The sequence below is a fragment of the Pseudomonas sp. Z1-12 genome, from assembly GCF_051132015.1.
GTDB lineage: Bacteria > Pseudomonadota > Gammaproteobacteria > Pseudomonadales > Pseudomonadaceae > Aquipseudomonas > Aquipseudomonas zanjanensis.
In genome coordinates this window covers 3,409,699-3,433,294 of the sequence record NZ_CP071647.1, presented here as the reverse complement: position 1 = coordinate 3,433,294, position 23,596 = coordinate 3,409,699, and the positions used below count along the sequence as shown (strand labels likewise).

The 23,596-nt window shown below is 62.4% G+C and carries 24 protein-coding genes; 8 read left to right on the top strand and 16 right to left on the bottom strand.

What is annotated here, in order from left to right; all coding sequences use genetic code 11:
- Positions 1 to 10: 10 nt before the first annotated feature.
- On the bottom strand, positions 11 to 1,339 hold the full coding sequence (locus tag J3P85_RS14525) for an alginate export family protein (protein WP_434702094.1): 1,329 nt from the start codon (positions 1,337 to 1,339) through the stop codon (positions 11 to 13).
- 292 nt (positions 1,340 to 1,631) lie between these two features.
- On the opposite strand from J3P85_RS14525, the gene J3P85_RS14520 reads away from it, so the two are divergent.
- The 3 genes from J3P85_RS14520 to feaR all read left to right on the top strand — a co-directional run bounded on the left by J3P85_RS14520 (position 1,632) and on the right by feaR (position 4,782).
- Positions 1,632 to 3,131 (top strand): APC family permease, encoded by a 1,500-nt coding sequence (locus J3P85_RS14520; RefSeq protein WP_434702092.1) that lies wholly within the window; start codon positions 1,632 to 1,634, stop codon positions 3,129 to 3,131.
- A complete protein-coding gene (locus J3P85_RS14515; protein ID WP_434702091.1) occupies positions 3,076 to 3,696 on the top strand; it encodes a DUF3156 family protein in 621 nt (206 codons plus the stop codon). The genes J3P85_RS14520 and J3P85_RS14515 overlap by 56 nt, the downstream gene beginning before the upstream one ends.
- 123 nt (positions 3,697 to 3,819) lie before the next feature.
- On the top strand, positions 3,820 to 4,782 hold the full coding sequence (gene feaR / locus J3P85_RS14510) for a transcriptional regulator FeaR (RefSeq protein WP_186707401.1): 963 nt from the start codon (positions 3,820 to 3,822) through the stop codon (positions 4,780 to 4,782).
- A gap of 172 nt (positions 4,783 to 4,954) precedes the next feature.
- Here the strand turns inward: feaR and J3P85_RS14505 are convergent, their stop codons facing one another.
- The 6 genes from J3P85_RS14505 to J3P85_RS14480 all read right to left on the bottom strand — a co-directional run bounded on the left by J3P85_RS14505 (position 4,955) and on the right by J3P85_RS14480 (position 9,977).
- The gene (locus J3P85_RS14505; protein WP_434702089.1) at positions 4,955 to 5,722 is read right to left on the bottom strand and encodes an SDR family oxidoreductase; all 768 of its coding nucleotides are present in this window, start codon (positions 5,720 to 5,722) and stop codon (positions 4,955 to 4,957) included.
- Entirely contained in the window at positions 5,715 to 6,515 is an 801-nt protein-coding gene (locus tag J3P85_RS14500) for an SDR family NAD(P)-dependent oxidoreductase (RefSeq protein ID WP_434702088.1), read from the bottom strand. The genes J3P85_RS14505 and J3P85_RS14500 overlap by 8 nt, the downstream gene beginning before the upstream one ends.
- On the bottom strand, positions 6,508 to 7,329 hold the full coding sequence (locus J3P85_RS14495; RefSeq protein ID WP_434702086.1) for a molybdenum cofactor biosynthesis F family protein: 822 nt from the start codon (positions 7,327 to 7,329) through the stop codon (positions 6,508 to 6,510). Before J3P85_RS14495 ends, J3P85_RS14500 begins: the two co-directional genes overlap by 8 nt.
- A gap of 78 nt (positions 7,330 to 7,407) precedes the next feature.
- Entirely contained in the window at positions 7,408 to 8,067 is a 660-nt protein-coding gene (locus J3P85_RS14490; protein ID WP_434702085.1) for a helix-turn-helix transcriptional regulator, read from the bottom strand.
- A 51-nt stretch (positions 8,068 to 8,118) separates the two neighbouring features.
- Positions 8,119 to 8,484, bottom strand: a complete 366-nt coding sequence (locus J3P85_RS14485) for a cupin domain-containing protein (RefSeq protein WP_434706301.1) — start codon at positions 8,482 to 8,484, stop codon at positions 8,119 to 8,121.
- 194 nt (positions 8,485 to 8,678) lie between these two features.
- Positions 8,679 to 9,977, bottom strand: a complete 1,299-nt coding sequence (locus J3P85_RS14480; protein ID WP_186707406.1) for an NAD(P)/FAD-dependent oxidoreductase — start codon at positions 9,975 to 9,977, stop codon at positions 8,679 to 8,681.
- A 311-nt stretch (positions 9,978 to 10,288) separates the two neighbouring features.
- Here J3P85_RS14480 and J3P85_RS14475 point away from each other — a divergent pair, with 311 nt between their 5' ends.
- From J3P85_RS14475 to hpaR (J3P85_RS14465), 3 genes are all read left to right on the top strand, one after another.
- On the top strand, positions 10,289 to 11,458 hold the full coding sequence (locus tag J3P85_RS14475; protein WP_434706300.1) for a p-hydroxyphenylacetate 3-hydroxylase oxygenase component: 1,170 nt from the start codon (positions 10,289 to 10,291) through the stop codon (positions 11,456 to 11,458).
- A 57-nt stretch (positions 11,459 to 11,515) separates the two neighbouring features.
- Positions 11,516 to 12,457 carry a p-hydroxyphenylacetate 3-hydroxylase reductase component gene (locus tag J3P85_RS14470; protein WP_411384567.1) on the top strand — a complete coding sequence of 314 codons (942 nt, stop codon included), beginning with the start codon at positions 11,516 to 11,518 and terminating at the stop codon, positions 12,455 to 12,457.
- Positions 12,458 to 12,764: 307 nt separating this feature from the next.
- Entirely contained in the window at positions 12,765 to 13,187 is a 423-nt protein-coding gene (gene hpaR / locus J3P85_RS14465) for a homoprotocatechuate degradation operon regulator HpaR (protein WP_053184362.1), read from the top strand.
- A 157-nt stretch (positions 13,188 to 13,344) separates the two neighbouring features.
- Here the strand turns inward: hpaR (J3P85_RS14465) and hpaI are convergent, their stop codons facing one another.
- From hpaI to J3P85_RS14425, 8 genes are all read right to left on the bottom strand, one after another.
- On the bottom strand, positions 13,345 to 14,142 hold the full coding sequence (hpaI, locus tag J3P85_RS14460; RefSeq protein WP_434706299.1) for a 4-hydroxy-2-oxoheptanedioate aldolase: 798 nt from the start codon (positions 14,140 to 14,142) through the stop codon (positions 13,345 to 13,347).
- A gap of 14 nt (positions 14,143 to 14,156) precedes the next feature.
- Entirely contained in the window at positions 14,157 to 14,960 is an 804-nt protein-coding gene (hpaH, locus tag J3P85_RS14455) for a 2-oxo-hept-4-ene-1,7-dioate hydratase (protein WP_434706298.1), read from the bottom strand.
- A gap of 12 nt (positions 14,961 to 14,972) precedes the next feature.
- On the bottom strand, positions 14,973 to 16,277 hold the full coding sequence (locus tag J3P85_RS14450) for an MFS transporter (RefSeq protein WP_434706297.1): 1,305 nt from the start codon (positions 16,275 to 16,277) through the stop codon (positions 14,973 to 14,975).
- Between the two features lie 52 nt (positions 16,278 to 16,329).
- Complete coding sequence (locus J3P85_RS14445) at positions 16,330 to 16,722, bottom strand: 5-carboxymethyl-2-hydroxymuconate Delta-isomerase (RefSeq protein ID WP_186730909.1); 393 nt, start codon at positions 16,720 to 16,722, stop codon at positions 16,330 to 16,332.
- Between the two features lie 45 nt (positions 16,723 to 16,767).
- A complete protein-coding gene (gene hpaD, locus J3P85_RS14440; protein WP_434706296.1) occupies positions 16,768 to 17,625 on the bottom strand; it encodes a 3,4-dihydroxyphenylacetate 2,3-dioxygenase in 858 nt (285 codons plus the stop codon).
- Between the two features lie 211 nt (positions 17,626 to 17,836).
- Positions 17,837 to 19,297, bottom strand: a complete 1,461-nt coding sequence (gene hpaE / locus J3P85_RS14435; protein WP_186730911.1) for a 5-carboxymethyl-2-hydroxymuconate semialdehyde dehydrogenase — start codon at positions 19,295 to 19,297, stop codon at positions 17,837 to 17,839.
- Positions 19,298 to 19,302: 5 nt separating this feature from the next.
- Positions 19,303 to 20,073: a fumarylacetoacetate hydrolase family protein gene (locus J3P85_RS14430; RefSeq protein WP_434706295.1), complete on the bottom strand. Its 771-nt coding sequence runs from the start codon at positions 20,071 to 20,073 to the stop codon at positions 19,303 to 19,305.
- Positions 20,070 to 20,747: a fumarylacetoacetate hydrolase family protein gene (locus tag J3P85_RS14425; RefSeq protein ID WP_434706294.1), complete on the bottom strand. Its 678-nt coding sequence runs from the start codon at positions 20,745 to 20,747 to the stop codon at positions 20,070 to 20,072. The genes J3P85_RS14430 and J3P85_RS14425 overlap by 4 nt, the downstream gene beginning before the upstream one ends.
- A 185-nt stretch (positions 20,748 to 20,932) precedes the next feature.
- Between J3P85_RS14425 and hpaA the strand changes: the two genes are divergently transcribed.
- Positions 20,933 to 21,838 (top strand): 4-hydroxyphenylacetate catabolism regulatory protein HpaA, encoded by a 906-nt coding sequence (hpaA, locus tag J3P85_RS14420; protein WP_434706293.1) that lies wholly within the window; start codon positions 20,933 to 20,935, stop codon positions 21,836 to 21,838.
- A 218-nt stretch (positions 21,839 to 22,056) separates the two neighbouring features.
- On the top strand, positions 22,057 to 22,479 hold the full coding sequence (gene hpaR / locus J3P85_RS14415; protein WP_186707419.1) for a homoprotocatechuate degradation operon regulator HpaR: 423 nt from the start codon (positions 22,057 to 22,059) through the stop codon (positions 22,477 to 22,479).
- A 351-nt stretch (positions 22,480 to 22,830) separates the two neighbouring features.
- On the opposite strand, the gene J3P85_RS14410 is transcribed toward hpaR (J3P85_RS14415), so the two are convergent.
- The gene (locus J3P85_RS14410) at positions 22,831 to 23,196 is read right to left on the bottom strand and encodes a hypothetical protein (protein ID WP_434706292.1); all 366 of its coding nucleotides are present in this window, start codon (positions 23,194 to 23,196) and stop codon (positions 22,831 to 22,833) included.
- Between the last annotated feature and the right edge of the window lie 400 nt (positions 23,197 to 23,596).

The following is a 23,596-nucleotide window of genomic DNA, read 5'->3' as shown; positions in this document are numbered from 1 at the left end:
GGTCGGTCGTCTAGAACGGAACCGCTACCACCAACTGGCTGTAGACGTTAGTGCCATTGCCGCCCACCTGATTGCCACCGCTGTCCGCATCCTTCTCAGGCTTGTACAAACCCACCAGCGGCGTGACGATCAGGTGTTCATTCACCGCCCATTCCACGTACAGGTCCAGCTCCCGGGCATCCAGGTTCAGCGCTTGGCGGCTGTGCAGGGTCTGGTAGTCGAAGAACAGCGCGCCAAGGGTCACGTTTTCCGCCGGCTTGAGCTTGAGGCCGACATGCTGGATGGCGGTGTTGCTGTTGAATGGCCCGGCGTAGTTGCCCGCCACTTCACCCTGGAACCAAGTGCCGTAGCCACGGTTCTGGCCGTTGAACATCGAGTCCCAATCCTTGGAATAGCGGCTGTAGCGATAGGTCAGGTCCGGCGTCCAGGGCAGGTCGGCGAAGGTGTAGCCGGCTTCGGCGTACCAGGCCTTCTCCGGGCCCGCGTCCTTGTCCTGCCAGGCATACTCGAAGGAGAAATGGGCATTTTCGATGCCGGCATTGCCGGCGCCACGCAGGCTGTAGATGTCCATGCCGTCGCGCTGCTTCTGGAAGTCACTGGCGTAGCGGTCGTCGACATCGAGGCCATGGATATAAGTCAATCCCAGGGTGCCTGGTGCGGCGGTGTACTCCAGGGTGCCGGCGGCCATTTCGGTGTTGGCCTGGGCGCGGTTGTCGGACTTGATCCACATCAGGCTGCCATGCACGCCGTCCTTGCCGCCCAGGCGCACGACGGCGGTTTCGTCGAAGGCATGCCGGGCCGCCAGGTAATAGGCGCCGCCGCGGTTGAGTTCGCCATCGGCCACGCCTTTGCCCAGGTTCAGGCCGTCGTCGTTGATGATGAAACCGTCGCCGAGGGTAATCACTTGGCGGCCGTAGGACAGGTCGACACCGTCCTTGCCCAATGCCGGGAACAAGTCCCCCGAGCGCCAGCCGGCAAAGGCTTCGTCGAACTGGGTGGTGCGTTCGGAGCCATCGCTCAGGCCGGCCGCATCGCCATCGCCCCAGGTACCGGAGCTGACCAGGTTGGCCGTCCCGTAGACACTGCCCAGGCCGCCGAGTGTCTGGTCGATACTCAGGCCATACTTGATGAAGCCTTCGCGCCAGCTCGAACCACCGGTGGTGCCGTCATAGTTCTTGCGGCTGTTGAACAGCCCGTAGACCGCCAGGAAGTTGCCGGTGACGGTGGTGTCTTCGTCGGCGTAAAACTCATAGGCCTGGGCCGATGAGTCGGCGACCAGCAGGGCGATGCCCAAACCGATGGCGTTGCGCAGCAAAGGTGTACGGCGTGTGTGCTCCATGGTGGATTCCCCGGTGTGATAGGACAGCAGAGCGCGCATTAAAGGGAGCGGCACCCGGGGAAGTCTTTCACCTGCCTGCCAAGGAGTTGACCCAGGCCGCCAGCGTGGCGGTGTTGGCAGGCAGCAACAAAACCACCGGCAGACATGGGCAAGACGCCTGGGGCGGGGCGGCGCAGAGTAAGGCTGCACGCAACGCCGTTTCGATCAGGGACCGGTTGGGGAAGGCATGATCGCCGGGTCCTGGACGGCTGTGGCATCCATACTAAAAATGCGCTTTCGAGGACCTTGCACCATGTCGATCAATGACAGGCTCACCGAGCACTTGAACCGGGGTTCGGTGGGTTTTCCCACCGCGTTGGCCAGCACCATTGGCCTGATCATGGCAAGCCCCGTGATTCTCACCGCGACCATGGGCTTTGGCATCGGCGGCAGCGCCTTTGCCATGGCGATGCTGATCGCCGTGGTGATGATGCTGGCCCAGGCGACGACGTTCGCCGAGGCCGCGTCGATTCTTCCCACCACCGGCTCGGTCTATGACTACATCAACTGTGGCATGGGCCGTTTCTTCGCGATTACCGGCACCTTGTCGGCCTATCTGATTGTCCATGTGTTCGCCGGCACCGCCGAGACCATCCTGGCCGGGGTCATGGCCCTGGTGAACTTCGAGCACCTCAATACCCTGGCCGAATCGGCGGGCGGTTCCTGGTTGCTGGGCGTGGGCTTCGTGGTGGTGTTTGGCGTGCTCAACGCGTTCGGCGTCAGCGCCTTTGGCCGGGCGGAGATCATCCTGACATTCGGCATGTGGACCACCCTGATGGTGTTCGGCGTGTTGGGCCTGATCGCCGCGCCGGCGGTGGAGCTGGAGGACTGGTTCGGCGCCTCCGTGGTGGGCACCGATCTGGTCACGGTGTTGTCGTTGGTGGGCATGGCCATGTTCATGTTCGTCGGCTGCGAATTCGTCACGCCACTGGCGCCGGACCTGCGCAATTCCGCCCGGACCATGCCCCGGGCCATGATGCTGGGTTTGTTCAGCGTGGCCACCTGCATGTTCATCTACGGTGCGGCGATGAAGCGCCAGGTGGAAAACGTGCTGCTCGATGCCTCCAGCGGCGTGCATCTGCTGGACACCCCCATGGCGATTCCGCGGTTTGCCGAACAGGTCATGGGCGATATCGGCCCGATGTGGCTGGGCATCGGCTTTCTGTTCGCCGGTGCGGCGACCATCAACACCCTGATGGCCGGCGTGCCACGGATTCTCTACGGCATGGCGGTGGACGGCGCATTACCGAAGGTCTTCACTTATTTGCATCCTCGCTTCAAGACGCCGTTGCTGTGCATCCTGGTGGCGATGCTGATTCCTTGCCTGCATGCGTGGTGGCTGGGCGGCAATCCCGACAACATCATGCACCTGGTGTTGGCGGCGGTGTGCGCCTGGAGTTTTGCCTACCTGTTGGTGACCGTGTCGGTGGTCAGCCTGCGGATTCGTCGCCCCGATCTGCCGCGGGCCTATCGCTCACCGTGGTTCCCGTTGCCGCAGATCCTGTCCAGTGTCGGCATTCTGCTGGGCATGTGGTTCATCACACCGCCCGGCATGAATCCGGCGGACATCTACGTGCCCTTCGCGGTGATGCTCGGCGGCACCGCGGCGTACGCCTTGTTCTGGACCCTGGTGGTGCAGAAGGTCAATCCATTCAAGCCAGCGTTGGTGGAAGACGTACTGGCCAAGGAGTTTTCCCATGAGCCAGGGCAACCTGCGGGCGAGTTTGTCGAACCTGCTGCAAAAGCTGTCTGAGGTATTCAGCGCCCAGCGCGCCCCGGCCGGGTATCGGCCCGGGGTGACCTTGGAACATGTGCGGCGCAACCTCGCATTGGCGCGATTCGAGGTCACAGGCCCGACCGTGGCCACGGCAGTCACCGACGACGGCCGCTTGCAGTTGGAAATTGTCGAGCGCACCGAATCGCAGTTGTTGATGCACCTGGTGATGACCGAATTCGTGCTACGCGTGCCTGCTTCCCGAGAGGGCACGGCGCGCCTGGAATTGCACCACGGCGGGGCTGTCCGGCGCAGTGGCATTCGTTGCCGGCAGCGGGACGGGCGCAGTGACCTGGCGGCCAGGGTGCAGGCGGCCGTGGAGAAGGACTGCGTGTTGTATCAGGCCCTCATGCCGCTGGATTTCAAGCGGCTGCGCATTGATCTGCAGGGCCGCCAGTGGTGCGTGCGCCTGGAACACATGGGCGGTAGCGAAGTGGTCAATCGCATGCCGGCCTTTCGTCGTTATATCCCGTTGAGCCGCGAGCAGCGCGGCGTCCTGCTGGCGACCTTGAGCGGCCTGCAGCGGGTATTGGCAACGCTCTGATTCTGTTGTGCTGTCCTGGCATTATTCCTGCTACTGCTCTGGCGATCAGGTACTTGTTGCGCGCATATAGATAACATGTTAACTATTGCCGCACAAAAACAAAAAGCCACTGCGGAGAATGCCATGAGCATGCAACAGGTTGGGCAGGACGGTCTGGACACCTGGAACCGGGATCTGCGGGCGACTTGCGGCCACTTCGATACCGAGCTGGCCTTCAATCGCGCGCTGTTCATTGGTGAAGTGTCGAATTTTCATCGGGGAGGCCTTGCCCTCGCGAACCTGCGGACCAACGCCGGTAACATCAAGCGTCACTCCCCCAACGCCGATCATGATGATGACCAGGATTGCCTCCTGGTCAGCCAGCGCAGCGGCTACTGCCGCATTACCCAGAACGGCCGGAGCATCCAGTTGGCGCCCGGTGAATTGTTGTTGATGGATTCGGCAGGCGCGCTTGAGATCACCCCGTTCGGCCTGATTGAGCACGCAGTGCTGTCCTTGTCTCGCCAGGACGTGTCGCGGCAACTGGGCGGGGAAACCAAGACCTTCGGCAAGGTTTCGTCCAGCAAGGCGTGTGGGCGGATGCTGCATGTATTGATGGACCAACTGTGCAAGGACACACCGGACGGCGAGGGTGCGGCGGGCGAGGGTGAAGCCTTGCACAGTGCCTTCGTTTCGCTGTTGGGCTCGGCCCTGGAACAGGGTAGCGATGGCCGTGACGAAGGGGTGGCGTTGCAGGGCAGCCATTTGCGCAGCTATGTGCAGAAGGTCATCGACGAATCACTTACCCAACCAGGCCTCAGCCCCGTGGGCCTGGCCAATCGGCTGAATATTTCGGTGCGGCATCTGTATCGTTTGTTCGAAGAACAGGATGACAGCGTGTGTCGCTACATCCAGCGAGCCCGGCTCAAGCGCAGCGCCGATGACCTGATCAACCCGTTCCTGCGGGACGAGTCCATTACCTCGATTGCCTACAAGTGGGGCTTCACCGATTCGGCGCATTTCAGCCGTTCGTTCAAGAAGCAGTTCGAGCAGTCGCCCAAGGCGTTTCGTTCCAGTCGTTTGCAGGTGGGGCAGGGGGTGGCTTGAGGGAGGCGTCGCTGGCTTGACGATCGCTATCGCGAGCAAGCTCGCTCCCACAGGGGATCGGTGGTGGTCGCCGATACTGTGAACAACTCGGAAAAAACGGTGGGAGCGAGCTTGCTCGCGATGACGGTGGTACATCCACCCTCACCGCAAGCTGACTCACCCCCACATAGGTTCAAACCTCCGGCAAAGTCGAACCCCCATCCACCACCAACGTCTGCCCAGTCACATAGCCAGCCAGGCTCGACGCCAGGTACAACATGGCCCCGGCGATGTCGCTCGGTCGGCCCAAACGACCCAGCGGCACCCGGCGGGCGATGTCCTGGTTGACCTCGTCGTCGCCCAGGTTGGCCATGGCCGGTGTGGCGATCATGCCCGGTTCGACCCCGTTGACGCGGACATTCTCGGCCGCCAGTTCCAGCGCGGCGTTGCGAATGAAACCATTGACCCCGGCCTTGGACGCCGCGTAGTGGCTGAGCCCCGGATACGCCACCCGCGGGCCGGTGACCGAGGAGGTCACCAGCACGCAGCCTTGGCCCTGGCGCCGGAACATCGGCAATGCGGCCTGGGTCAGCCAGAACAGCGCCGAAAGGTTCACCGCCAGGGTTCGTTCCAGTATCGCCGGGGTGATCTCGGCGAACGGCGTCAACGGGAAATACCCGGCGTTGTGCACCAAGGTATCCAGCCGCCCCAAGCGTTGTTCCAGCGCGATCATCATGTCGAAGATCGCCGTCGCGTCGGCCAGGTCAACCGCCACCGCTTGCACCTGACAGCCCACGGCGGTCAATTCGCCGGCCACCGCTTCGGCCCGGGCCAGGCCCAGGTCGGCAATCACCACGCGAGCGCCGCGCAGGGCAAACGCTTCAACGATGGCCCGGCCAATACCTTGTGCGCCGCCCGTGACCAGTACGGTCTGGCCGCTGAAATCCAGATCGTCAGGCATCGCGGGCCTCCATCCGGCTGAAGGCCAGGGTCGGCACGTCGACGATGCTGGAACCACCATCGGCCACCAGCGTCGCCCCGGTGATGATCGACGCATCAGGCGAGGCCAGGAAACGGCAGACGTTGGCGATTTCCTCCGCGCTGGCCGGCCTGCGCAGCGGCACGTCGGCGCAGACCCGGTCGTAGGCCTGCTGCAACGTTTCGCCATGGAACTGCATCAATGCCTGCATTTCTTCATCGGCCATGGGCGTGCGCACCCAGCCTGGGCAGACCGCATTGACCCGTACGCCGTGAGGCCCGTAATCCCTTGCCAGAGAGCGGTTGAGGCCGAGCAACGCATGCTTGGCGGTGGTGTAGCCGCACACGTGGGGGCCTGCCGCCAATGACGCGATGGAGGCGATCAGCACGATGTTGCCGGCACTTTCCTGCAACAGAGGCAGGCACGCCCGGGCGCTGTAGAAAGCGCTGTCGAGATTGCTGCGCAGGGCGGCTTCCCAAGCCGATGGCTGAGTCTCGGTGGCGCTGCTCATGCCCAAGCCGCCGGCACAGGCCAGCAATACGTCGAGTCGGCCGTAACGCGCATGAATCTGCTCGATGAAGCCGTCCCAGGTGCTCGGGCAGGCCGCATCGCCCACCAACACCAAGCCACCGATGTCCTCGGCGAGTGCTTCCAGGGGCTCGCGGCGGCGGCCGATCAGCACCAGGTTGGCGCCTTCGCCGGCATACAGCCGGGCACAAGCGGCACCGATGCCGGTGCCGGCACCGGTGATCACCACGGTGCGTGAGTCAGGCATCGGGATACTCCGTCTGATTGAGCACTTGGCAGTAGGAACTGACCGGGAAATTGGAAAACTCATCGAACGCCGCGCCGGCGTAACCGAAGATCTTGCCGTCGCTGCGGTGCTGTTGCAGGTCGATCAGTACCAGGCCCAGGGTCGGGATGATCTTTTCCCGCCAGACGAAGAGGAACAACTGGTCGGCGATCTTGTAGGTGTCGCAGCGATCGGTGTCGCACAGGCCTTGTTCAACGCCCTTCAGGCACTGCCAGGAGTAGAACTGGTCGTTGAGGTAAATGTGTTCGTAGACTTCGCTCGGACTGTAGCGATACAGGTTGCGCAGCCCCACCAGTTCGGTGGTCGGCGCGTGCGGGCACAGGCCAGGCTGCCAGGGACGGTCGAGGCTGCCGTGGAGGAACTGCGCTTGAACCGAGGTCAGTGGCTTGCCGGCCAACGCGCGGTGGTAGAGGCCTTCGCGGGTCTGTTCCTGGCTCGGCATGCGGCCGATCACGGCGGTGAACGCGGCGTTGGCGGTATCGAGCACCAGGCTTATCGACGACGTCAGCTCGCCTTCGCGCTTGATGAAGTCCACCAGGTACAGGCCCGGGCGCACCGAAGTGGCCCGGTAGGACGCGGTACCGCTGGAGTGCCCATCGGCGGCGTTCCAGGTCAGGGTGTCCTGCTCGAAGCGATGCTCGATCTGCCAGCCATTGGCGAAATGCAGGGTGAAGGTCTTGCCGTCCAGGTCGGCCAGGTTGGGCAGGATGAAGGCTTCGGGGGCAAAGCCATCGGCCAGGGCGCCGACGGTGATCCAGTCTGAAGATGTGCTCATTGCAAGGCTCCGGTGGTTGAATTGACCACTCGGATCATGAGGCGCCGGGCAACGGCGGCCTATCAACCGAATGGTTGATCAGAGGAACAGCGCGCTGACCAACTCGGTGCGGCTGCTCACGCCGACTTTGCGGAACAGGTGGATCAGGTGAGTCTTGATGGTCGGCAAACCCACTTCCAGTTCCCGGGCCAATTGTTTGTTGCTGACGCCTTGGCGCAGCAGCCAGGCGATCTGGCGCTCCTTGGGTGTCAGGTCGGCCAGCGCGTCCTCATGGGCCGGCAAATGGGCCACGGCCAGTTGCAGCAAGGCCTGCAACGCGCTGAGTTGGCTCAACTGCTGAGGGGTGAAGACGCCTTGCTCGGCGGTGCGCAGCAACGAAATAGCCGCTTGCGGCTGACCGTCGCGATGGGCGAAGACTTCCACCACGTCGACCACACCGTAGCGTTGCAGGAAGTCGCGATAACGATGGTTGTCACGCAGCGGTTGGCGGGCCATCGCCAGGCCCAACGGCACCACGGCCAGTTCGCTGGGCGCACAGCGGCGCGGGTGCAGCGGGTCGAACTGGCGGTAGTTGTCCAGGTAGTCGCGGTGCATCTCGCCGCTCATCCCATGGAGGCTGAAGTCATGGACCTGCAGGTGTCGATCCACGCAGTAGAACGCCGCCCGGCTGACCGGGACCAGTTGGGTGAAGGCGTGCAGGCACTGGCCGGCGATGTCCTGGGTCGGGATGACGTTCATGGTCGCTACCTTCGCAAGGGGGCTGCCGGTGGGGCCGGCAGCCCTGTCCGGTCAGGCTACCGCGAAGTAGTGCTTGACGAAACTTTCGCTGACCACTTCCCACAGCACCGGCGTGCCCTTGGTCACGAACCAGCTGTCGCCGGCCTTGTAGCGGGTGCTCTGGCCGGTGGCCTCGTCGGTGAGGACCACTTCACCAGTGACCACGGTGGCTTGTTCGGCGAACGGGTAGACCATCCGGAACTTGCCTTGGGTGGTGCCGAAGTAGGCGCTGCTGACCGGGTCGGTGGGGGCGCCGAAGGTCATCTTGCCGAAGGCCTTGACCTCGCCTTCGAGAATCTGCGAGCCGAGATCGGCGACGGTGCCCCAGGCGTCCAGGTCGGACAGCTGGATGTCTTTTTCGAGGGTGGTAAGGGGCATGGCAGTGACTCCTGATGATTGAAAAAATAGAGGTGGATGTGTCCCAATACCAGTCAGTCAAACCCCGGACCCTGTGGGAGCGAGCTTGCTCGCGATACCGGTGGGCCAGCCTGCATTGATGTCGACTGTTGCACCGTCTTCGCGAGCAAGCTCGCTCCCACAAGGTTTCCCATGGCTGACTGGCATCGTGGCCTTCAGCGCCGGCCGTTCCAGTAGCCCGAAAGCTGATGCCAGGACTTGCCGGCCGTCAGCAACAATGGGCGAATGGCGTCTTTGCCAATAATGGTCGGGCGGTGGATCGAGCTGACCAGGTCGTAGCGCGCCGAGCCTTCGCTCATGCCTTCGGCCAGCACCTTGCAGATGATGTGGCTCGGCGTGACGCCAAAGCCTGAGTAGCCCTGGACAAAAAACGCGTTGCTGCGCCCGGGCAGGGTGCCGATCTGCGGGAACAGGTTCGGGCTGCAGGCCATCGGGCCACCCCACGCCAGGTCGATCTTCACGTCCTTGAGGTACGGGAAGATCTTCAGCATCAGGCGCCGGTTCCAGGCCTTGAGGTCCTGGGGGATGTGTTCCACCAGCGGCGTCGCGGCACCGAACAGCAGGCGGTTTTCGTTGGTGACGCGGTAATAGTCGATCACCGGGCGAATGTCGCTGTAGGCCCCGCGAATCGGGCTGATGCGCTGGATCAGTTCGTCCGACAACGGCTCGGTCATCATCTGGAAGGCGTAGGTGTTGATGGTCGAGCGGTGCAGTTCCGGTTCCAGTTTGTTGAGGAAACTGTCGCAGGCCCAAAGCAGCTTGCTGGCCCTGACCGAGCCGCGCCCGGTGCGCACGGTGATGCGCTCGCCATAGCTGACCTCCAGGGCCGGGCTGTTCTCGAAAATCCGCACGCCGTGGCTGACCACCGCCTTGGCTTCACCCAGCAACAGGTTCAGCGAGTGCACGTGTCCGCCGCCCATGTGCAGCAAGGCGCTGCCGTAGGCTTTGGAGCCGATGATCTGTTGCACGTCGGAGCCGCCGAGGAAGCGGATCTCGTGCTTGCTGTTGATCGACTTGAAATCTTTTTCCCAGGCCCGCAGGGTTTTTTCCTGGCGGGCGTTGAAACCCATGTAGCCGTAACCGTGGCAGAAATCGGCATCGATGGCGTACTTGGCGATGCGGTCCTTGATGATGTCGGCACCCAGGTCGCTGATCTCGAAGACTTGGCGCAGGCCGTCTTCACCCACGTCCTTCTTGATCTTTTCCAGGTCATGGCCGATGCCGGCCATGATCTGCCCGCCGTTGCGCCCGGTGCCGCCGAATCCAAGGTAACGCGCCTCCAGCACCACGATGTTGGTAATGCCTTTTTCAGCGAGTTCCAGCGCGGTATTGATGCCGGAGAAACCACCGCCAATGATCACGACATCGGCGTCCACGTCCTGTTCCAACGTGGGGAAGCTGAGGTTGTATTTCTTGGTGGCCGTGTAATAGGTGGGCGTTTCGATAGTGATCATGACGCAACCTGACAAAGTGAAAGAAAACGCCGTTGCCACGCCTACGCAAGGCTTGACAAGGGATGGCCCTATTAAGAGCCTTGGCAGGGCGCTTGTCTTGATCATCCGTGCCGGGGGATTTGACCGAGGGCGCCACGGAGGCCGAAACCTGCCCCATGAAAAGTACAATCTTGGATCTGGAAGGTGCATTTTTCACCCGCCCGCGATTGCCCATACTGGACCGGCCTTAATCACTGATCCCGCTGTTTGTGCGCCCCGGGTTGCCGGGCAAAGGCGGGAACGGCAGACGCCAATAATAAAAGAGCCCGTCCATGAAAAAGCCAAACCCGCTGCTCGAAGACCTCAAGCCTCTCCTGCCGGCCATTGCCGCCAACGCCTTCCAAGCGGAGAAAGACCGTAGCGTGCCCGCCGAAAATATCGCCTTGCTCAAGAGCATCGGCATGCACCGGGCCTTCCAGCCCAAACCCTACGGTGGCCTGGAGATTTCCCTGCCGCAGTTCGCCGATTGCATCGCGCTGTTGGCCGGTGCCTGTGCCAGCACGGCCTGGGCCATGAGCCTGTTGTGCACCCACAGCCATCAGTTGGCAATGTTCCCGGCCAAGACCCAGGAGGAAATCTGGGGTGATGACCCGGATGCCACCGCCAGCAGCAGCATCGCACCGTTTGGCCGCACCGAAGAAGCCGACGGCGGTGTGATGTTCAGCGGTGAAATGGGCTGGAGCAGCGGCTGCGATCATGCCGAATGGGCGATCGTGGGGTTCCGCCGCAAAAACGCCGAAGGCACCCAGGACTATTGCTTTGCGGTGCTGCCGCGCAGCGACTATGACATTCGCGACGACTGGTTCGCGGTGGGCATGCGCGGCAGTGGCAGCAAGACCTTGATCATCGACAACGCTTTTGTACCGGAACACCGGATCCAGAAAGCCAAGGATATGATGGAAGGCAAGTCCAGTGGATTCGGCCTGTACCCGGACAGCAAGATTTTCTACTCGCCGTACCGGCCGTACTTCGCCAGTGGTTTCTCCACGGTCAGCCTGGGTGTGGCCGAGCGCATGCTGGAAGTCTTTCGCGAGAAAACCCGCACCCGCGTGCGGGCCTACACGGGCGCGGCCGTCGGTGCTGCTACCCCGGCGTTGATGCGCCTGGCCGAGTCTACCCATCAGGTGGCGGCGGCCCGTGCTTTCCTGGAAAAAACCTGGCAGGAGCACGCCGAACATGGCGAGCGCCACGAGTACCCCAGCCGGGAAACCCTGGCGTTCTGGCGGACCAACCAGGGTTACGCCACCAAGATGTGCATTCAGGCCGTCGACCGCTTGATGGAGGCGGCCGGCGGCGGCGCCTGGTTCGAGAGCAACGAGTTGCAACGGCTGTTCCGCGACGCCCACCTGACCGGGGCCCATGCCTATACCGACTATGACGTCTGCGCGCAGATCCTCGGTCGTGAGCTGATGGGGCTCGATCCCGATCCTTCCATGGTTTGACCGCGTGTCCCTAGAACAATAATCGAGGCCGTCCCTTGAGGCGGCCGGGAGTCTTGCATGTCCAGTCTTTGTGATACCGCTTTCGACACCCGCGCGTTCCGCCGGGCCCTGGGTAACTTTGCCACCGGCGTGACCGTAGTCACCGCCGCCACTGAAGATGGCCGCAAGGTCGGGGTGACGGCCAACAGCTTCAACTCGGTGTCCCTGGATCCGCCGCTGATCCTGTGGAGCATCGATAAGCGCTCCAGCAGCCACGAAGTGTTCGAGGCCGCCAGTCATTTTGCGGTGAACGTGTTGGCCGCCGACCAGATCGACCTGTCAAACAACTTCGCGCGACCTAAGGATGATCGCTTCGCTGAAATCGAATTCGAGGCCGGCGAAGGCGGTGCCCCGGTGTTTGTGGACTGCTCGGCGCGTTTTCACTGCGAAAAATTCCAGCAGGTCGATGGTGGCGATCACTGGATCATGATCGGCAAGGTCGTGGCCTTTGATGATTTTGGGCGTTCGCCGTTGCTCTACCACCAGGGCGCCTACTCGATGGTCTTGCCTCACACGCGCATGACCAAACGGGAAGAGGGCCAGTCCCCCAGCAGTCATTTCCAAGGCCGCTTGAGCCACAACCTGTATTACCTGATGACCCAGGCGCTGCGAGCCTACCAGGCGAGCTACCAGCCGCGTCAGTTGTCCACCGGCTTGCGCACCAGCGAAGCGCGGATGTTGATGGTGCTGGAGAACGACGCCGGGCTGAACCTGTGTGATCTGCAGCGGGAAGTGGCAATGCCGGTGCGCGAGATCGAAGAAGCCGTGGCCAACCTCAAGCGCAAGGGCCTGGTGAGCGACGAAGGCGAGCGGGTACGCCTGACGGTCAAGGGCATCGATGAGACTGAGGGGCTCTGGGCGATTGCCAAGGAACAGCAGGATAAGGTGTTCGGCCAGTTCAGCGAGGAACAGGTCGAGCATTTCAAGCAAGTGCTCAAAGGGGTGATCAAGGGCGCTTGAGCGAGATGACTTTCTTCAATGGGATGAAGCGCTGAGCGCCCCGTGGGAGCGAGCTTGCTCGCGATGGCGGTGGACCAGTCGACATCATCGTTAGCTGACACTCCGCTATCGCGAGCAAGCTCGCTCCCACAGGGGTATGTGTGCAGCCATGATCCAGGGGCTGCTGCGCAGCCCGGCGGGAGCAAGCTCCCTCGCCACAGGGGTCTATCATCCAATCTGGATAGTGTGAATGGATGAGTTCGACATCGGCTGGAAGCTGTTAAGATTTAGTTAACTCATTAACTAAATCTTCTCGCGAACCTATTCCATGCCCCAGCCGCGCCAATCCTTGACCCTGACCCTGCTCCAGGCCCGCGAAGCGGCCATGGGGTTTTTCCGGCCTTCCCTCAACCAACACGGCTTGACCGAGCAGCAATGGCGGGTCATCCGTATCCTTAGCCAGCACGACGAGCTGGAGATCAATCGCCTGGCCGAACTGGCCTGCATCCTCAAGCCCAGCATGACCGGCGTATTGGTGCGCATGGAAGCGGCGGGCATGGTGGTGCGGCGCAAGGCCGAACAGGATCAGCGACGGGTGCTGGTGCGCCTGGCGCCGCAAGGGCAGGCGAGCTTCGATTCGATGAGCCAGAGCATGGAAGCGAACTATCAGCGCTTGCAGGAAAAACTGGGGGAAGAAAAATTGCAGACGTTGCTGGGGTTGCTCAATGAGCTGAAGGCGATCAGGCGCTGAGACCGCCAAGTGGCGCTAGCTTTTGTGGCGAGGGAGCTTGCTCCCGCTGGGCCGCGAAGCGGCCCCAACGCTATTGCCTGAAACTCTGCGGCGGCTGATCCAGGGGCTGCTGCGCAGCCCAGCGGGAGCAAGCTCCCTCGCCACAGAGGTTTGTGTGTCAGTACACGCCGCCAACCGTCGGCTTTGGTGTGTCCTTGAACGTCGCCGCCAGGGTCTGCAAGCCCCGCATCAACACCGTCGTATCCACGCCCACCGCGACAAACGCCGCGCCTAGCTCGAGGTAACGCCGAGCCAGTTTTTCATCGGCGCTGAGAATCCCGGCAGCCTTGCCGGCCTGGCGGATGCGGGCGATGGCGTCTTCGATGGCCGCTTGCACATCCGGGTGACCGGGGTTGCCGCGAAACCCCATGGACGCGCTCAGGTCCGCCGGGCCGACAAAGACCCCATCCACACCGTCCACTGCGGCAATGGCATCCAGGTTGGCCAGGCCCTCGCGACTCTCGATCTGCACCAACAGGCACATCTGTTCATCGGCCTTGTCGAGGTAGCCGGGGATGCTGTTCCAACGTGATGCCCGGGCCAATGCGCTGCCGACGCCACGGACACCATGAGGCGGATAGTGGATGGCCCGAACCAATTCGCGCGCCTGGTCGGCGCTTTCCACCATCGGCACCAGCAAGGTTTGCACGCCGATATCGAGCACTTGCTTGATCAGCGCCGTGTCGCCGACCACCGGACGTATCACCGGCTGGCTGGGGTAGGGTGCCACGGCCTGGAGCTGGCCGAGCAAGGTGCGCAAGTCGTTCGGCGCGTGTTCGCCGTCGATCAGCAGCCAGTCGAAGCCGGCATTGGCCGCCAGCTCCGCACAGTAGGCATCGGCCAACCCCAGCCAGAGGCCGATCTGTGCTTCGCCGCTGCGCAGGCGTTGCTTGAAGGTATTGATGGGCATGTCCATGAGACGGTCTCCGATCAGACGAAACGGCAGGCGATGGAACCGAGCATGTCGTAGTCGACATGGAAGGTATCGCCGGGGTTGGCGGCCACGGGGCGGGTGAAGGAACCGCCGAGGATGATCTGTCCCGGTTGCAGGGTGACGTCATAGGCCGCCAGCTTGTTCGCCAGCCAGGCCACGCCTTTGGCCGGGTGATTGAGCACCGCCGCCGAGACGCCGGATTCTTCGATCACGCCGTTGCGGTAGAGCACCGCCGGCACCTTGCGCAGGTCGATCTCGGTCGGGCGCACGGCACGACCGCCCATGACCACCCCGGCATTGGCGGCGTTGTCGGAAATGGTGTCGAAGACCTTGCGGGTCGCCTTGGTCTGTGGGTCGACCTGCTGGATGCGCGCATCGATGATTTCCAGCGCCGGGATCACCCATTCGGTGGCGTCGAGCACGTCGAACACCGTTACGTTCGGGCCTTTCAACGGCTTGCCGAGGATGAACGCCAACTCCACTTCCACCCGTGGCACGATGAAGCGCTCGAACGGGATGTCGGTGCCTTCATCGAAAAACATGTCGTCGAGCAGCGCGCCGTAATCCGGCTCGGTGATGTTCGACGACACCTGCATGGCCCGGGAGGTCAGGCCGATCTTGTGGCCGACCAGCTTGCGCCCGTCCTGGATCTTTTGCGCGACCCAGGCGCGCTGGATGGCGTAGGCGTCCTCAAGGGTGATGGCCGGGTGGTCGAGGGAAAACTGTCGCACCTGCTCACGGGTGCGTTCGGCCTGGTCGAGGCGCGCGGCGGCTTGCTGGATGAAGGTCTGGTCAAGCATGGCAAGGGTCTCTTATTGAGGATTGACGATGGCAGCCCGGGTGCGCAGCACCAGCAAGCCGCCAAGGGCGATGAGCAGGGCCAGCACGTACAGGGCGAGGCTGGCGCTCTGAGTGGTGTCGCGCATCCAGCCGATCAAGTAGGGCGCGAAGAATGAGGCGATGCTGCCGAAGGAGCTGATCAGGGCGATGCCGGCGGCCTGGGTGCCGTTGGACAGGAAGGCTGGCGGCAATTGCCAGAACATCGGCAACGCCGCACTGGCGCCCATGCCGGCGACGATCAGGCCGCTGAGCACCAGGGTCGGGTTGCCAGGGGAAAGCCCGGCGACCGCGATGCCCAGCGCGGCCATCAACAGCGGCACGCACAGGTGCCAGCGGCGTTCGCGATGGCGGTCGGAGGAGCGCCCGCAGCCGATCATGAAGAAGCAGCCGGCCAGGTAGGGCACCGCGCTGAGCAGCCCGACCTTGCCGTCGCTGCCGATGCCGGCGCCGTGGATCAGGGTCGGCATCCAGAAGGCCAAGGTGTTCACCGCCAGCATCACGGCGAAGTACACCGCCACCAACAACCAGACTTGGGGGTTGTTGAGAATCGCCGAGAACGAGGTGATGGATTTACGCTGCTCTTCAAGGCTCAGTTGTTCGCGCAGCTGCTGCTTGGCCTGGGGTGTCAGCCAGTTGACCGTCTCGAAACTGTCCGGCAGGCACTTGAGCACAACCAAGCCGAGCAGGATTACCGGCAATCCTTCGATGACGAACATCCACTGCCAGCCGCGCAGGCCGCCAAGGTCGTGGAAATGCTCGAGAATACCGCCGGACAAGGGCCCGCCAATCACCCCGGCCATCGGCACTGCGATAGCAAACAACGCCGTCACCTGGGCCCGGCGCCGGGCCGGATACCAGCGGTTGAGAAAGACCAGGATGCCGGGAAAGAAACCGGCCTCGGCCACGCCCAGCAGAAAGCGCAGCACGTAGAAACCGGCGGCGCTTTCGATGAGGAACATGCCGGTGGACAAGGCGCCCCAGACGACCATCAGGGTAGCGATCCAGCGCCGCGGGCCGACCCGGTCCAGGGCCATGTTGCTGGGCACGCCAAACAGCGCATAGGCGATGAAGAACAGGCCGGCGCCGAAGCCGTAGACCGTGTCGCTGAACTGCAGGTCGGCGCTCATCTGCATCTTCGCGAAGCCGATGTTGATGCGATCCAGGTGGGCGAAGAGGTAACAGACCAGCAGCAGCGGCATCAACCGCCAGGTGATGGTGGCATGGGTGCGGTCGTGGGCGATGGTGCCGACAGTGTCGGCGGTATTGGCTGTGCTCATGATCTTGTACTTTTTGTCAGAGAGGCCGATGGGGAGGGCGGGACAGACGGATTCAGCTGGCCTGGCCCTTGAGGAAGGCGTGGACGTTGTTGGCCTTGAAGTTGAGTTGTTCGTGCAGTTCGATCATCTCGAACGACAGGGCCAGCAGGCGTTGGGCCTGGAGTTCGGCGAAGTGCGCAGTGATGACCTCGAAGAGTTTTTCCGCGACTTTCTGGCGGGTGGCCAGGTCGCGACCGTGGCCGACTTTCAAGGTCATGTGCACGAAGGCGTAGTCATGCTTGCCGTCGGCCATGCGCCAGGTGTCCAGGCGTACGCCGCGGCTGCGGATGCCGCCCAGGGGGAACACGCCGCTGTCGCCTAGCACGGCATGGACCTTTTCAAACAGGCCGGGCAGGTCGGCTTGGCGTTCGATGTTGTCGGTGTATTCAGCGATGAAATGCGGCATGAACGGCTCCTTCAGGCCGCACGGGGACGCCGTGCGGCCGGGGTATCAAACAGGGAAGACAGCGTTGATCTGTCCGGTGCCGGAGCTACCGAACGGCTCGGTGACGATTTCGGCAGGCTTGTCGTAGTCCGGCCCGCCGAGCAGCCCCAGCAACATCGCCGTGTCATGCATCTTGCCTTCGCCAAAGCAGTGTTCGGCGTAGTCCGGGAGCATGGCGCAGAACTCTTTCCAGCGACCCTGGCGCCACATCTCGACGACGTGCAGGTCGACCTGCTTGTCGAATTCCCGCGTCCAGTTGTGGATGTTGGCTTCGGCGTTGCGATCATCGGAGAAACGGTGGGACAGCGAACCGGACGCCAGCACCAGCACCTTGCGATCGCTTTTCTCGATGGCCCGGCGCACCGCGGCGCCGAAGGCGAAGCTGTCTTGCAGGCGGTGCCAGGCGCACCAGGCGGCAATGGACACGACGTTGAATTTCTGCGCTTGGGGGACATCCATGTGCATGTAGCGCATGGGCACCAGCGTGCCGTATTCCAGCTCCAGGCTTGGAATGTTGTGGGCCAGGGTGCGCACATCCACGGCATTGGCCTCGGCGGCGATCAGTTCGCCCAGTTCCGGCGCGCCTGCGTATTCGTACTCCATGTTCTTGATGAAGTGCGGTAGCTCGTTGCTGGTGTAGACGCCCTTGAAGTGCTCGCCGCTGTTGACGTGATAGGCGCTGTTGACCAGCCAGTGCACGTCGAACACCACGGCCGTGTCGGCGCCCAGCTCACGGGCGCGACGGCCGATTTCCTTGTGGCCGGCAATCGCGGCGGCGCGGCAACCGTGGTGCTTGCCGGGCAGCTCCGACAGGTACATCGAGGGAACGTGGCAGATTTTCGCAGCCAGGACGACTTCGCCCATGATGATTCTCCTGAAATGTTGTTCTTGTTGAATCTCGGGACAGCGGGTGAATCAGGTCTTTGCCGATGAGCGCTTGTGGCGAGGGAGCTTGCTCCCGCTGGGACGGTCCGACGCTTCGGGCGAAGCGGCCCCATTTTTTTGCGATCGCTGCGCAATCGAGCGGGAGCAAGCTCCCTCGCCACGGAGTCATCGTCGCCAATGAGGCTTGGGCCTATACCCCCCACCGCGGTATGTGATGACTGCCCATGGAGATGCAAACGTTCTTGATCTCGGCAAACACTTCAAAGCTGTACTGTCCGCCTTCGCGGCCGGTTCCGGAACCCTTTACGCCGCCGAAAGGCTGGCGCAGGTCGCGCACGTTCTGGCTGTTGATGAACACCATGCCGGCCTCGATGCCGTGGGCCAGGCGATGGGCCTTGCCGATGTCCTGGGTCCAGATGTACGAGGCCAGCCCGTATTCGGTGTCGTTGGCCAGCTGCAAGGCTTCGGCTTCGTCCTTGAACGGGATCAGGCACACCACCGGGCCGAAGATTTCTTCCTGGGCGATGCGCATCTTGTTGTTGACGTCGGCGAACACGGTCGGCTGGATGAACTGGCCGCGGCTCAAGTGGGCCGGCAGGTTGGCCGGGCGCTCCAGGCCACCGGCCAGGAGCGTGGCGCCTTCTTCGAGGCCGATCTTGATGTAGCCGGTGACCTTGTCGTAATGGCCCTGGGTGATCATCGAGCCGACCTGGGTCTTCGGGTCCTGCGGATCACCGACGATCAAGCGTTTGGCACGGGCGGCGAACTCGGCGACGAACTGCGGGTAGACGCTTTCCTGGATGAAGATCCGGCTGCCAGCGGTGCAGCGTTCGCCATTGAGGGAAAAAATCGTGAACAACGCGGCGTCGAGGGCCCGTTCGAGGTCGGCGTCTTCGAAAATCAGCACCGGCGATTTTCCACCCAGTTCCATCGAGTACTTTTTCAACCCGGCGGTCTGCATGATTTTCTTGCCGGTGGCGGTACCGCCGGTGAAAGAAATCGCCCGCACGTCCGGATGACGCACCAACGCATCGCCAGCGGTGGCGCCATAGCCCTGGATCACGTTCAACACGCCGTTGGGAATGCCGGCCTCGACCGCCAGGCGACCCAGCTCGTTGGCGGTCAACGGCGACAGCTCGGACATCTTCAGCACGGCCGTGTTGCCCAGCGCCAGGCATGGCGCGGTCTTCCAGGTCGCGGTCATGAACGGCACGTTCCAGGGCGAAACCAACGCGCAGACACCCACCGGCTGGTACAGGGTGTAGTTGAGCATCTGATCGTCGACCGGGTAGGTATGGCCGTCCATTCGCGTGCAGACTTCGGCAAAGAAATCGAAGTTGTGGGAAGCGCGCGGAATCAGCACGTTCTTGGTCTGGTGGATCGGCAAACCGGTGTCGAGGGTTTCCAGTTCGGCCAGCTTGGGCACGTTCTGCTCGATCAGTTCTCCGAGCTTGCGCATCAGCCGGGCGCGTTCCTTGGCCGGGGTGTTGGCCCATTTCGGAAACGCTTCCTTGGCGGCCGCGACCGCTTGGGCCACTTCCTCGGCACCGCCGCTGGCGACTTCGCCGATGGCCTCCCCGGTGGCCGGGTTGTAGTTGACGAAGACGTCTTTGCTTTCGACCTCACGGCCATTGATCCAATGTTTGATCATGCTGCTCAAGCCTCTTTACGGGATGCGAAGAACTCGGCTTCGCTGACAATTCGATTGACCAGGCGACCGACGCCTTCCACTTCCACCACCACTTCGTCACCGGGTACCACGTCCGCCAGGCCTTCCGGCGTGCCGGTGGCGATCATGTCGCCGGGTTGCAGGGTCATGAAGCTGGACAGGTATTCGATCAGGTAGGGGATGTCGAAAATCATGTCCTTCGTGCTGCCTTCCTGGCGCAGCTCGCCGTTGATCCAGGTGCGCAGCGTCAGGTTGCTCGGGTCCGGCACATCGGCCACATCGACGATCCAGGGGCCGACGGGCGTGGTCGCGTCACGGTTCTTCACCCGCAGGTTGGGGCGGTAGTAGTTTTCCAGGTAATCGCGGATCGCATAGTCGTTGCACACGGTGTAGCCGGCCAGGTAGTCCAGCGCATCCTCGCGCTTGACGTTGCGCGCGGCTTTGCCGATGACCGCCACCAGCTCGCACTCGTAATGCATGTAGGCGACATTGTCGGGACGCCAGGTTGCCTGGTTGTGGCCGGTGTAGGTGCCAGGCGACTTGATGAATGCCAGGGGTTCGGTCGGCGGCTTGAACGCCAGTTCGGCGGCGTGATCGGCGTAGTTCAGGCCCAGGGCGAACATGCTGCCGGTGGCCGGTGGCAGCCATTGGACCTGGTCCTCGGCCAGCAGGCGACCGTCGGCCAGGCGTACGGCGTTGTGGGCTTCGACGGTGACGGCGTGATCCTGGCCTGCAAAACGAATGCGCGCGTGTTTCATGAACCTGCTCCTGTTTCCTCGGCCACGACGGTATTGACCAGGCGACCCAGGCCGCTGATGGCCACTTCGACGCGATCGCCGGGCAGCACATCGACCCGACCCTCAGGCGTGCCGGTGATCAGCACATCGCCGGCATGCAGGGTCATGAACTCGCTGATCTCGGCAATCAACTGGGGAATGTTGCGCACGAAATTGGCCGTGCTGTTTTGCTGGCGTACCTCGCCATTGACGTACAGCGTGATCGCCAGGCTGTGGGGGTCAGCCACCTGGGCGCTCGGCACCAGTTCCGGACCGATGGCGCAGAAGCCGTCCCGGCACTTGGCCTTGACGGCGGGGCGGTAATAACTGTCTTCCGGGAGACTGAATTCATTGATGATGGTGTAGCCGGCCACGTAGTCCATGGCCTCGGCGGCGCTGACGCGGCTGGCCGATTTGCCCATCACCACGCCAAGGGCCGGTCCTGGTTGCAGCGTTTCGCCGCCACCTGGGTGAACCACATCGGCGTCGTGCCGGTTGCGGGTATTGGGCGTCTTGATGAACAGCACGGGCTTGAGCGGCGGCTTCTGGTAGGGCGGTTGCTCGAACTCGGCGAGGCGCTGTTTCAGCAGCCCCTGGTAGTTCAGCGCGACCCCGAACAGGGTGCCGCTCGCGACGTCATGCAGGGCACGGCTCATGCTTGTCTCCTGGCGATGGCAGAGTGATGCAGGCTCTGCGGTTATTGTTAATGTGTTAACAGTTATAATTAAGATGTTAACTATCGTCAAGCGTGACAGAATGACCGGCACTGGTTGCCTTGCCGGATTCGGTGCAGGATGAGGGCGGCAGGTACCTGAATCAGAATAAAAACGAGCACTGCGTGATGACCGACCGCCAGCCGATCCCGAACATCAACATTGGTCAGGTGTACGACCAGCGCTACAGCGACGCCGAAGTGCATTACGACCGCCTCGCCAACCTGGCGGGTTTTTTCGGCCGCAACATGCCGGTGCATCGCCACGACCGGTTCTTCCAGGTGCATTACGTCAAGAGCGGTACGGTGCGGGTGTACCTTGATGACCAGCAATACGTCGAATCCGGGCCGATGTTTTTCCTCACCCCGCCGACCATTCCCCACGCCTTCGTGACCGAGGCCGACAGCGACGGGCATGTGTTGACGGTGCGCCAGCAACTGGTGTGGCAGTTGATCGACGCCGATCCGAGCCTGGCGCCGGCTGGCGTGCAACTGCCGGCCGCCTGCGTGGCCTTGGCGCAACTGGGGCCTGGGCAGGCGGGGGAAGTGCGGCGGTTGGAATACTTGTTCGAGGAACTGAGCGAGGAGGTGGCGGCGGGGCATCCGGGGCGCAGCGCGGCGCTGGATGGGTTGACGCGTTTGATCATGATCAGCTTGCTGCGGCTGTGTTCCAATTCCCTGCAAGCCAGGCCCGCGCGGCATGAAGACCTGAAGATCTTTCACCGCTTCAACGAGCTGATCGAGGCCCATTACCTGCAGCATTGGCCGCTGTCGCGCTACGCCGAAGGCATCGGCGTGACCGAAGCGCGCCTCAACGACGTGTGTCGACGCATCGCCGACCTGCCTTCCAAACGCCTGATCATGGAGCGGCTGATGCAGGAGGCCAAGCGCCTGTTGTTGTTCACCGGCAGCTCGGCCAATGAAATCTGCTACCAGCTGGGTTTCAAGGACCCGGCGTATTTCAGCCGCTTTTTCCAGCGTTACGCCCAACTCACGCCGGGGGAGTATCGCCAGCGGCAATCGGGGTTGCGCTGAAAACGCAGCCGTACTTTATGCAGATAGTCCCGTGGCCAGAGATTGCTCCCGCTGGGACGCGAAGCGGCCCCAAGACCATTCGACACGGTGTACCAGGCGAGACTGACGACTGCTGCGCAGCCGCTCCCTCGCCACAGAAGCTCCCGAGAGACTTTGCTTCTTGCGGCAGCCTGGAGACGACACTAAGCTGCCGACTCGCCCATTCACACAGTTCGAACATGGCCAACCCCAGACCTTCTTTGACCCTGACCCTGTTGCAAGCCCGCGAAGCGGCGATGGCTTTTTTTCGTCCGGCGCTGAACCAGCATGACCTCACGGAACAGCAGTGGCGAGTGATCCGCATCCTCCATCAGCAAGGTGAGTTGGAAAGCCACCAGCTCGCCCATCAGGCCTGCATTCTCAAGCCGAGCATGACCGGTGTGCTCAGTCGCCTGGAGCGTGACGGGTTGGTGCGTCGGCAGAAATCCAGCCAGGACCAGCGTCGGGTCTTCGTGGGCCTGACCGAGCGTGGCCAGCAGTGTTTCGTGTCCATGAGCGAGGGCATGGAAAGCAACTACCGGCGGATCGAAGAGCAATTTGGCGAGGAGAAGATGCAGCAATTGCTCGCGTTGCTCGGTGAGCTGAAGAACATCAAGCCGTGAGCCATGAGCCATGAGCCATGAGCCATGAGCCATGAGTCCGGAGGCTTGAGGCTTGAGGCTTGAGGCTTGAGGCTTGAGGCTTAAGGCTTGAATTTTGGGCCATTGAGGCTTGAGCTTTTGAGCTTTTGAGCTTTTGAGCTTTTGAGCTTTTGAGCTTTTGAGCTTTTGAGCTTTTGAGCTTTTGAGCTTTTGAGCTTTTGAGCTTTTGAGCTTTTGAGCTTTTGTGGCGAGGGAGCTTGCTCCCGCTCGACTGCGAAGCAGTCGCAAAGCTCACCTGAACGAGTGGGAGTGGGCAGGGGGCTGCTACGCAGCCCAGCGGGAGCAAGCTCCCTCGCCACAGAAGCGCTTCCTTCATACCGGCCTGCGTTCACGCAGCTCCTGCAACCGATCAGAGCCACCCTCGGCCACGCGATTCTGGCTCAGACGATCAGAGCCACCCTCGGCCACGCGATTCTGGCTCAGACGATCAGAGCCACCCTCGGCCACGCGATTCTGGCTCAGACGATCAGAGCCACCCTCGGCCACGCGATTCTGGCTCAGACGATCAGCGCCACCCTCTGCCACACGATTCTGGCTCAAACGATCGGAGCCGCCTTCAGCCAGTTGATGCTCAGCCTGGGCCGGGTCGTTCTTTGCCGAGGCAGCGTTCGCCAGGCCGACACCGCTAACCAGTGCCAGGGCGATTGTCAAGGACGACAGTTTCGAGAAGTTGAACATGGTGATTCTCCTTGCGTTTGATTGAGTAGATCCGTGGCAGCGAAGGTGTTGCTGTCCGGTGATCACAGTTAAACGCGCAGATGTATCGACGATGTGTGCGAGGCGGGGGCGAAATCTGTCGTTTCGTATCAAGCCGTGCTGCCTATACAGAGCGATACAAATCCTGTTGAAGCATGGGGAGGCGAGGCGCTGCCGAGTGCTCGACGAGCTGAAAAAGCGTGAATTGTCTGGTCGATAATCGCACGCTTTGCGGTGTATCCCTGCGCGGGTTATTGACCAAACTAACCGGGTGGTACATTTTAGCGGCACCTGTCTTGTCCCACGTGACCGAGACCATAATAAAAATAGAGGAACATCCCATGGCAGTCCGTCTGCGAGCGTCCCGCGCCGCCTCCTTGAT

Excerpts from the sequence above, each read along its gene's own strand:
- J3P85_RS14525 (WP_434702094.1), bottom strand. The coding sequence starts at position 1,339 with ATGGAGCACACACGCCGTACACCTTTGCTGCGCAACGCCATCGGTTTG.
- J3P85_RS14520 (WP_434702092.1), top strand. The coding sequence starts at position 1,632 with ATGTCGATCAATGACAGGCTCACCGAGCACTTGAACCGGGGTTCGGTG.
- J3P85_RS14515 (WP_434702091.1), top strand. The coding sequence starts at position 3,076 with ATGAGCCAGGGCAACCTGCGGGCGAGTTTGTCGAACCTGCTGCAAAAG.
- feaR (WP_186707401.1), top strand. The coding sequence starts at position 3,820 with ATGAGCATGCAACAGGTTGGGCAGGACGGTCTGGACACCTGGAACCGG.
- J3P85_RS14505 (WP_434702089.1), bottom strand. The coding sequence starts at position 5,722 with ATGCCTGACGATCTGGATTTCAGCGGCCAGACCGTACTGGTCACGGGC.
- J3P85_RS14500 (WP_434702088.1), bottom strand. The coding sequence starts at position 6,515 with ATGCCTGACTCACGCACCGTGGTGATCACCGGTGCCGGCACCGGCATC.
- J3P85_RS14495 (WP_434702086.1), bottom strand. The coding sequence starts at position 7,329 with ATGAGCACATCTTCAGACTGGATCACCGTCGGCGCCCTGGCCGATGGC.
- J3P85_RS14490 (WP_434702085.1), bottom strand. The coding sequence starts at position 8,067 with ATGAACGTCATCCCGACCCAGGACATCGCCGGCCAGTGCCTGCACGCC.
- J3P85_RS14485 (WP_434706301.1), bottom strand. The coding sequence starts at position 8,484 with ATGCCCCTTACCACCCTCGAAAAAGACATCCAGCTGTCCGACCTGGAC.
- J3P85_RS14480 (WP_186707406.1), bottom strand. The coding sequence starts at position 9,977 with ATGATCACTATCGAAACGCCCACCTATTACACGGCCACCAAGAAATAC.
- J3P85_RS14475 (WP_434706300.1), top strand. The coding sequence starts at position 10,289 with ATGAAAAAGCCAAACCCGCTGCTCGAAGACCTCAAGCCTCTCCTGCCG.
- J3P85_RS14470 (WP_411384567.1), top strand. The coding sequence starts at position 11,516 with ATGTCCAGTCTTTGTGATACCGCTTTCGACACCCGCGCGTTCCGCCGG.
- hpaR (WP_053184362.1), top strand. The coding sequence starts at position 12,765 with ATGCCCCAGCCGCGCCAATCCTTGACCCTGACCCTGCTCCAGGCCCGC.
- hpaI (WP_434706299.1), bottom strand. The coding sequence starts at position 14,142 with ATGGACATGCCCATCAATACCTTCAAGCAACGCCTGCGCAGCGGCGAA.
- hpaH (WP_434706298.1), bottom strand. The coding sequence starts at position 14,960 with ATGCTTGACCAGACCTTCATCCAGCAAGCCGCCGCGCGCCTCGACCAG.
- J3P85_RS14450 (WP_434706297.1), bottom strand. The coding sequence starts at position 16,277 with ATGAGCACAGCCAATACCGCCGACACTGTCGGCACCATCGCCCACGAC.
- J3P85_RS14445 (WP_186730909.1), bottom strand. The coding sequence starts at position 16,722 with ATGCCGCATTTCATCGCTGAATACACCGACAACATCGAACGCCAAGCC.
- hpaD (WP_434706296.1), bottom strand. The coding sequence starts at position 17,625 with ATGGGCGAAGTCGTCCTGGCTGCGAAAATCTGCCACGTTCCCTCGATG.
- hpaE (WP_186730911.1), bottom strand. The coding sequence starts at position 19,297 with ATGATCAAACATTGGATCAATGGCCGTGAGGTCGAAAGCAAAGACGTC.
- J3P85_RS14430 (WP_434706295.1), bottom strand. The coding sequence starts at position 20,073 with ATGAAACACGCGCGCATTCGTTTTGCAGGCCAGGATCACGCCGTCACC.
- J3P85_RS14425 (WP_434706294.1), bottom strand. The coding sequence starts at position 20,747 with ATGAGCCGTGCCCTGCATGACGTCGCGAGCGGCACCCTGTTCGGGGTC.
- hpaA (WP_434706293.1), top strand. The coding sequence starts at position 20,933 with ATGACCGACCGCCAGCCGATCCCGAACATCAACATTGGTCAGGTGTAC.
- hpaR (WP_186707419.1), top strand. The coding sequence starts at position 22,057 with ATGGCCAACCCCAGACCTTCTTTGACCCTGACCCTGTTGCAAGCCCGC.
- J3P85_RS14410 (WP_434706292.1), bottom strand. The coding sequence starts at position 23,196 with ATGTTCAACTTCTCGAAACTGTCGTCCTTGACAATCGCCCTGGCACTG.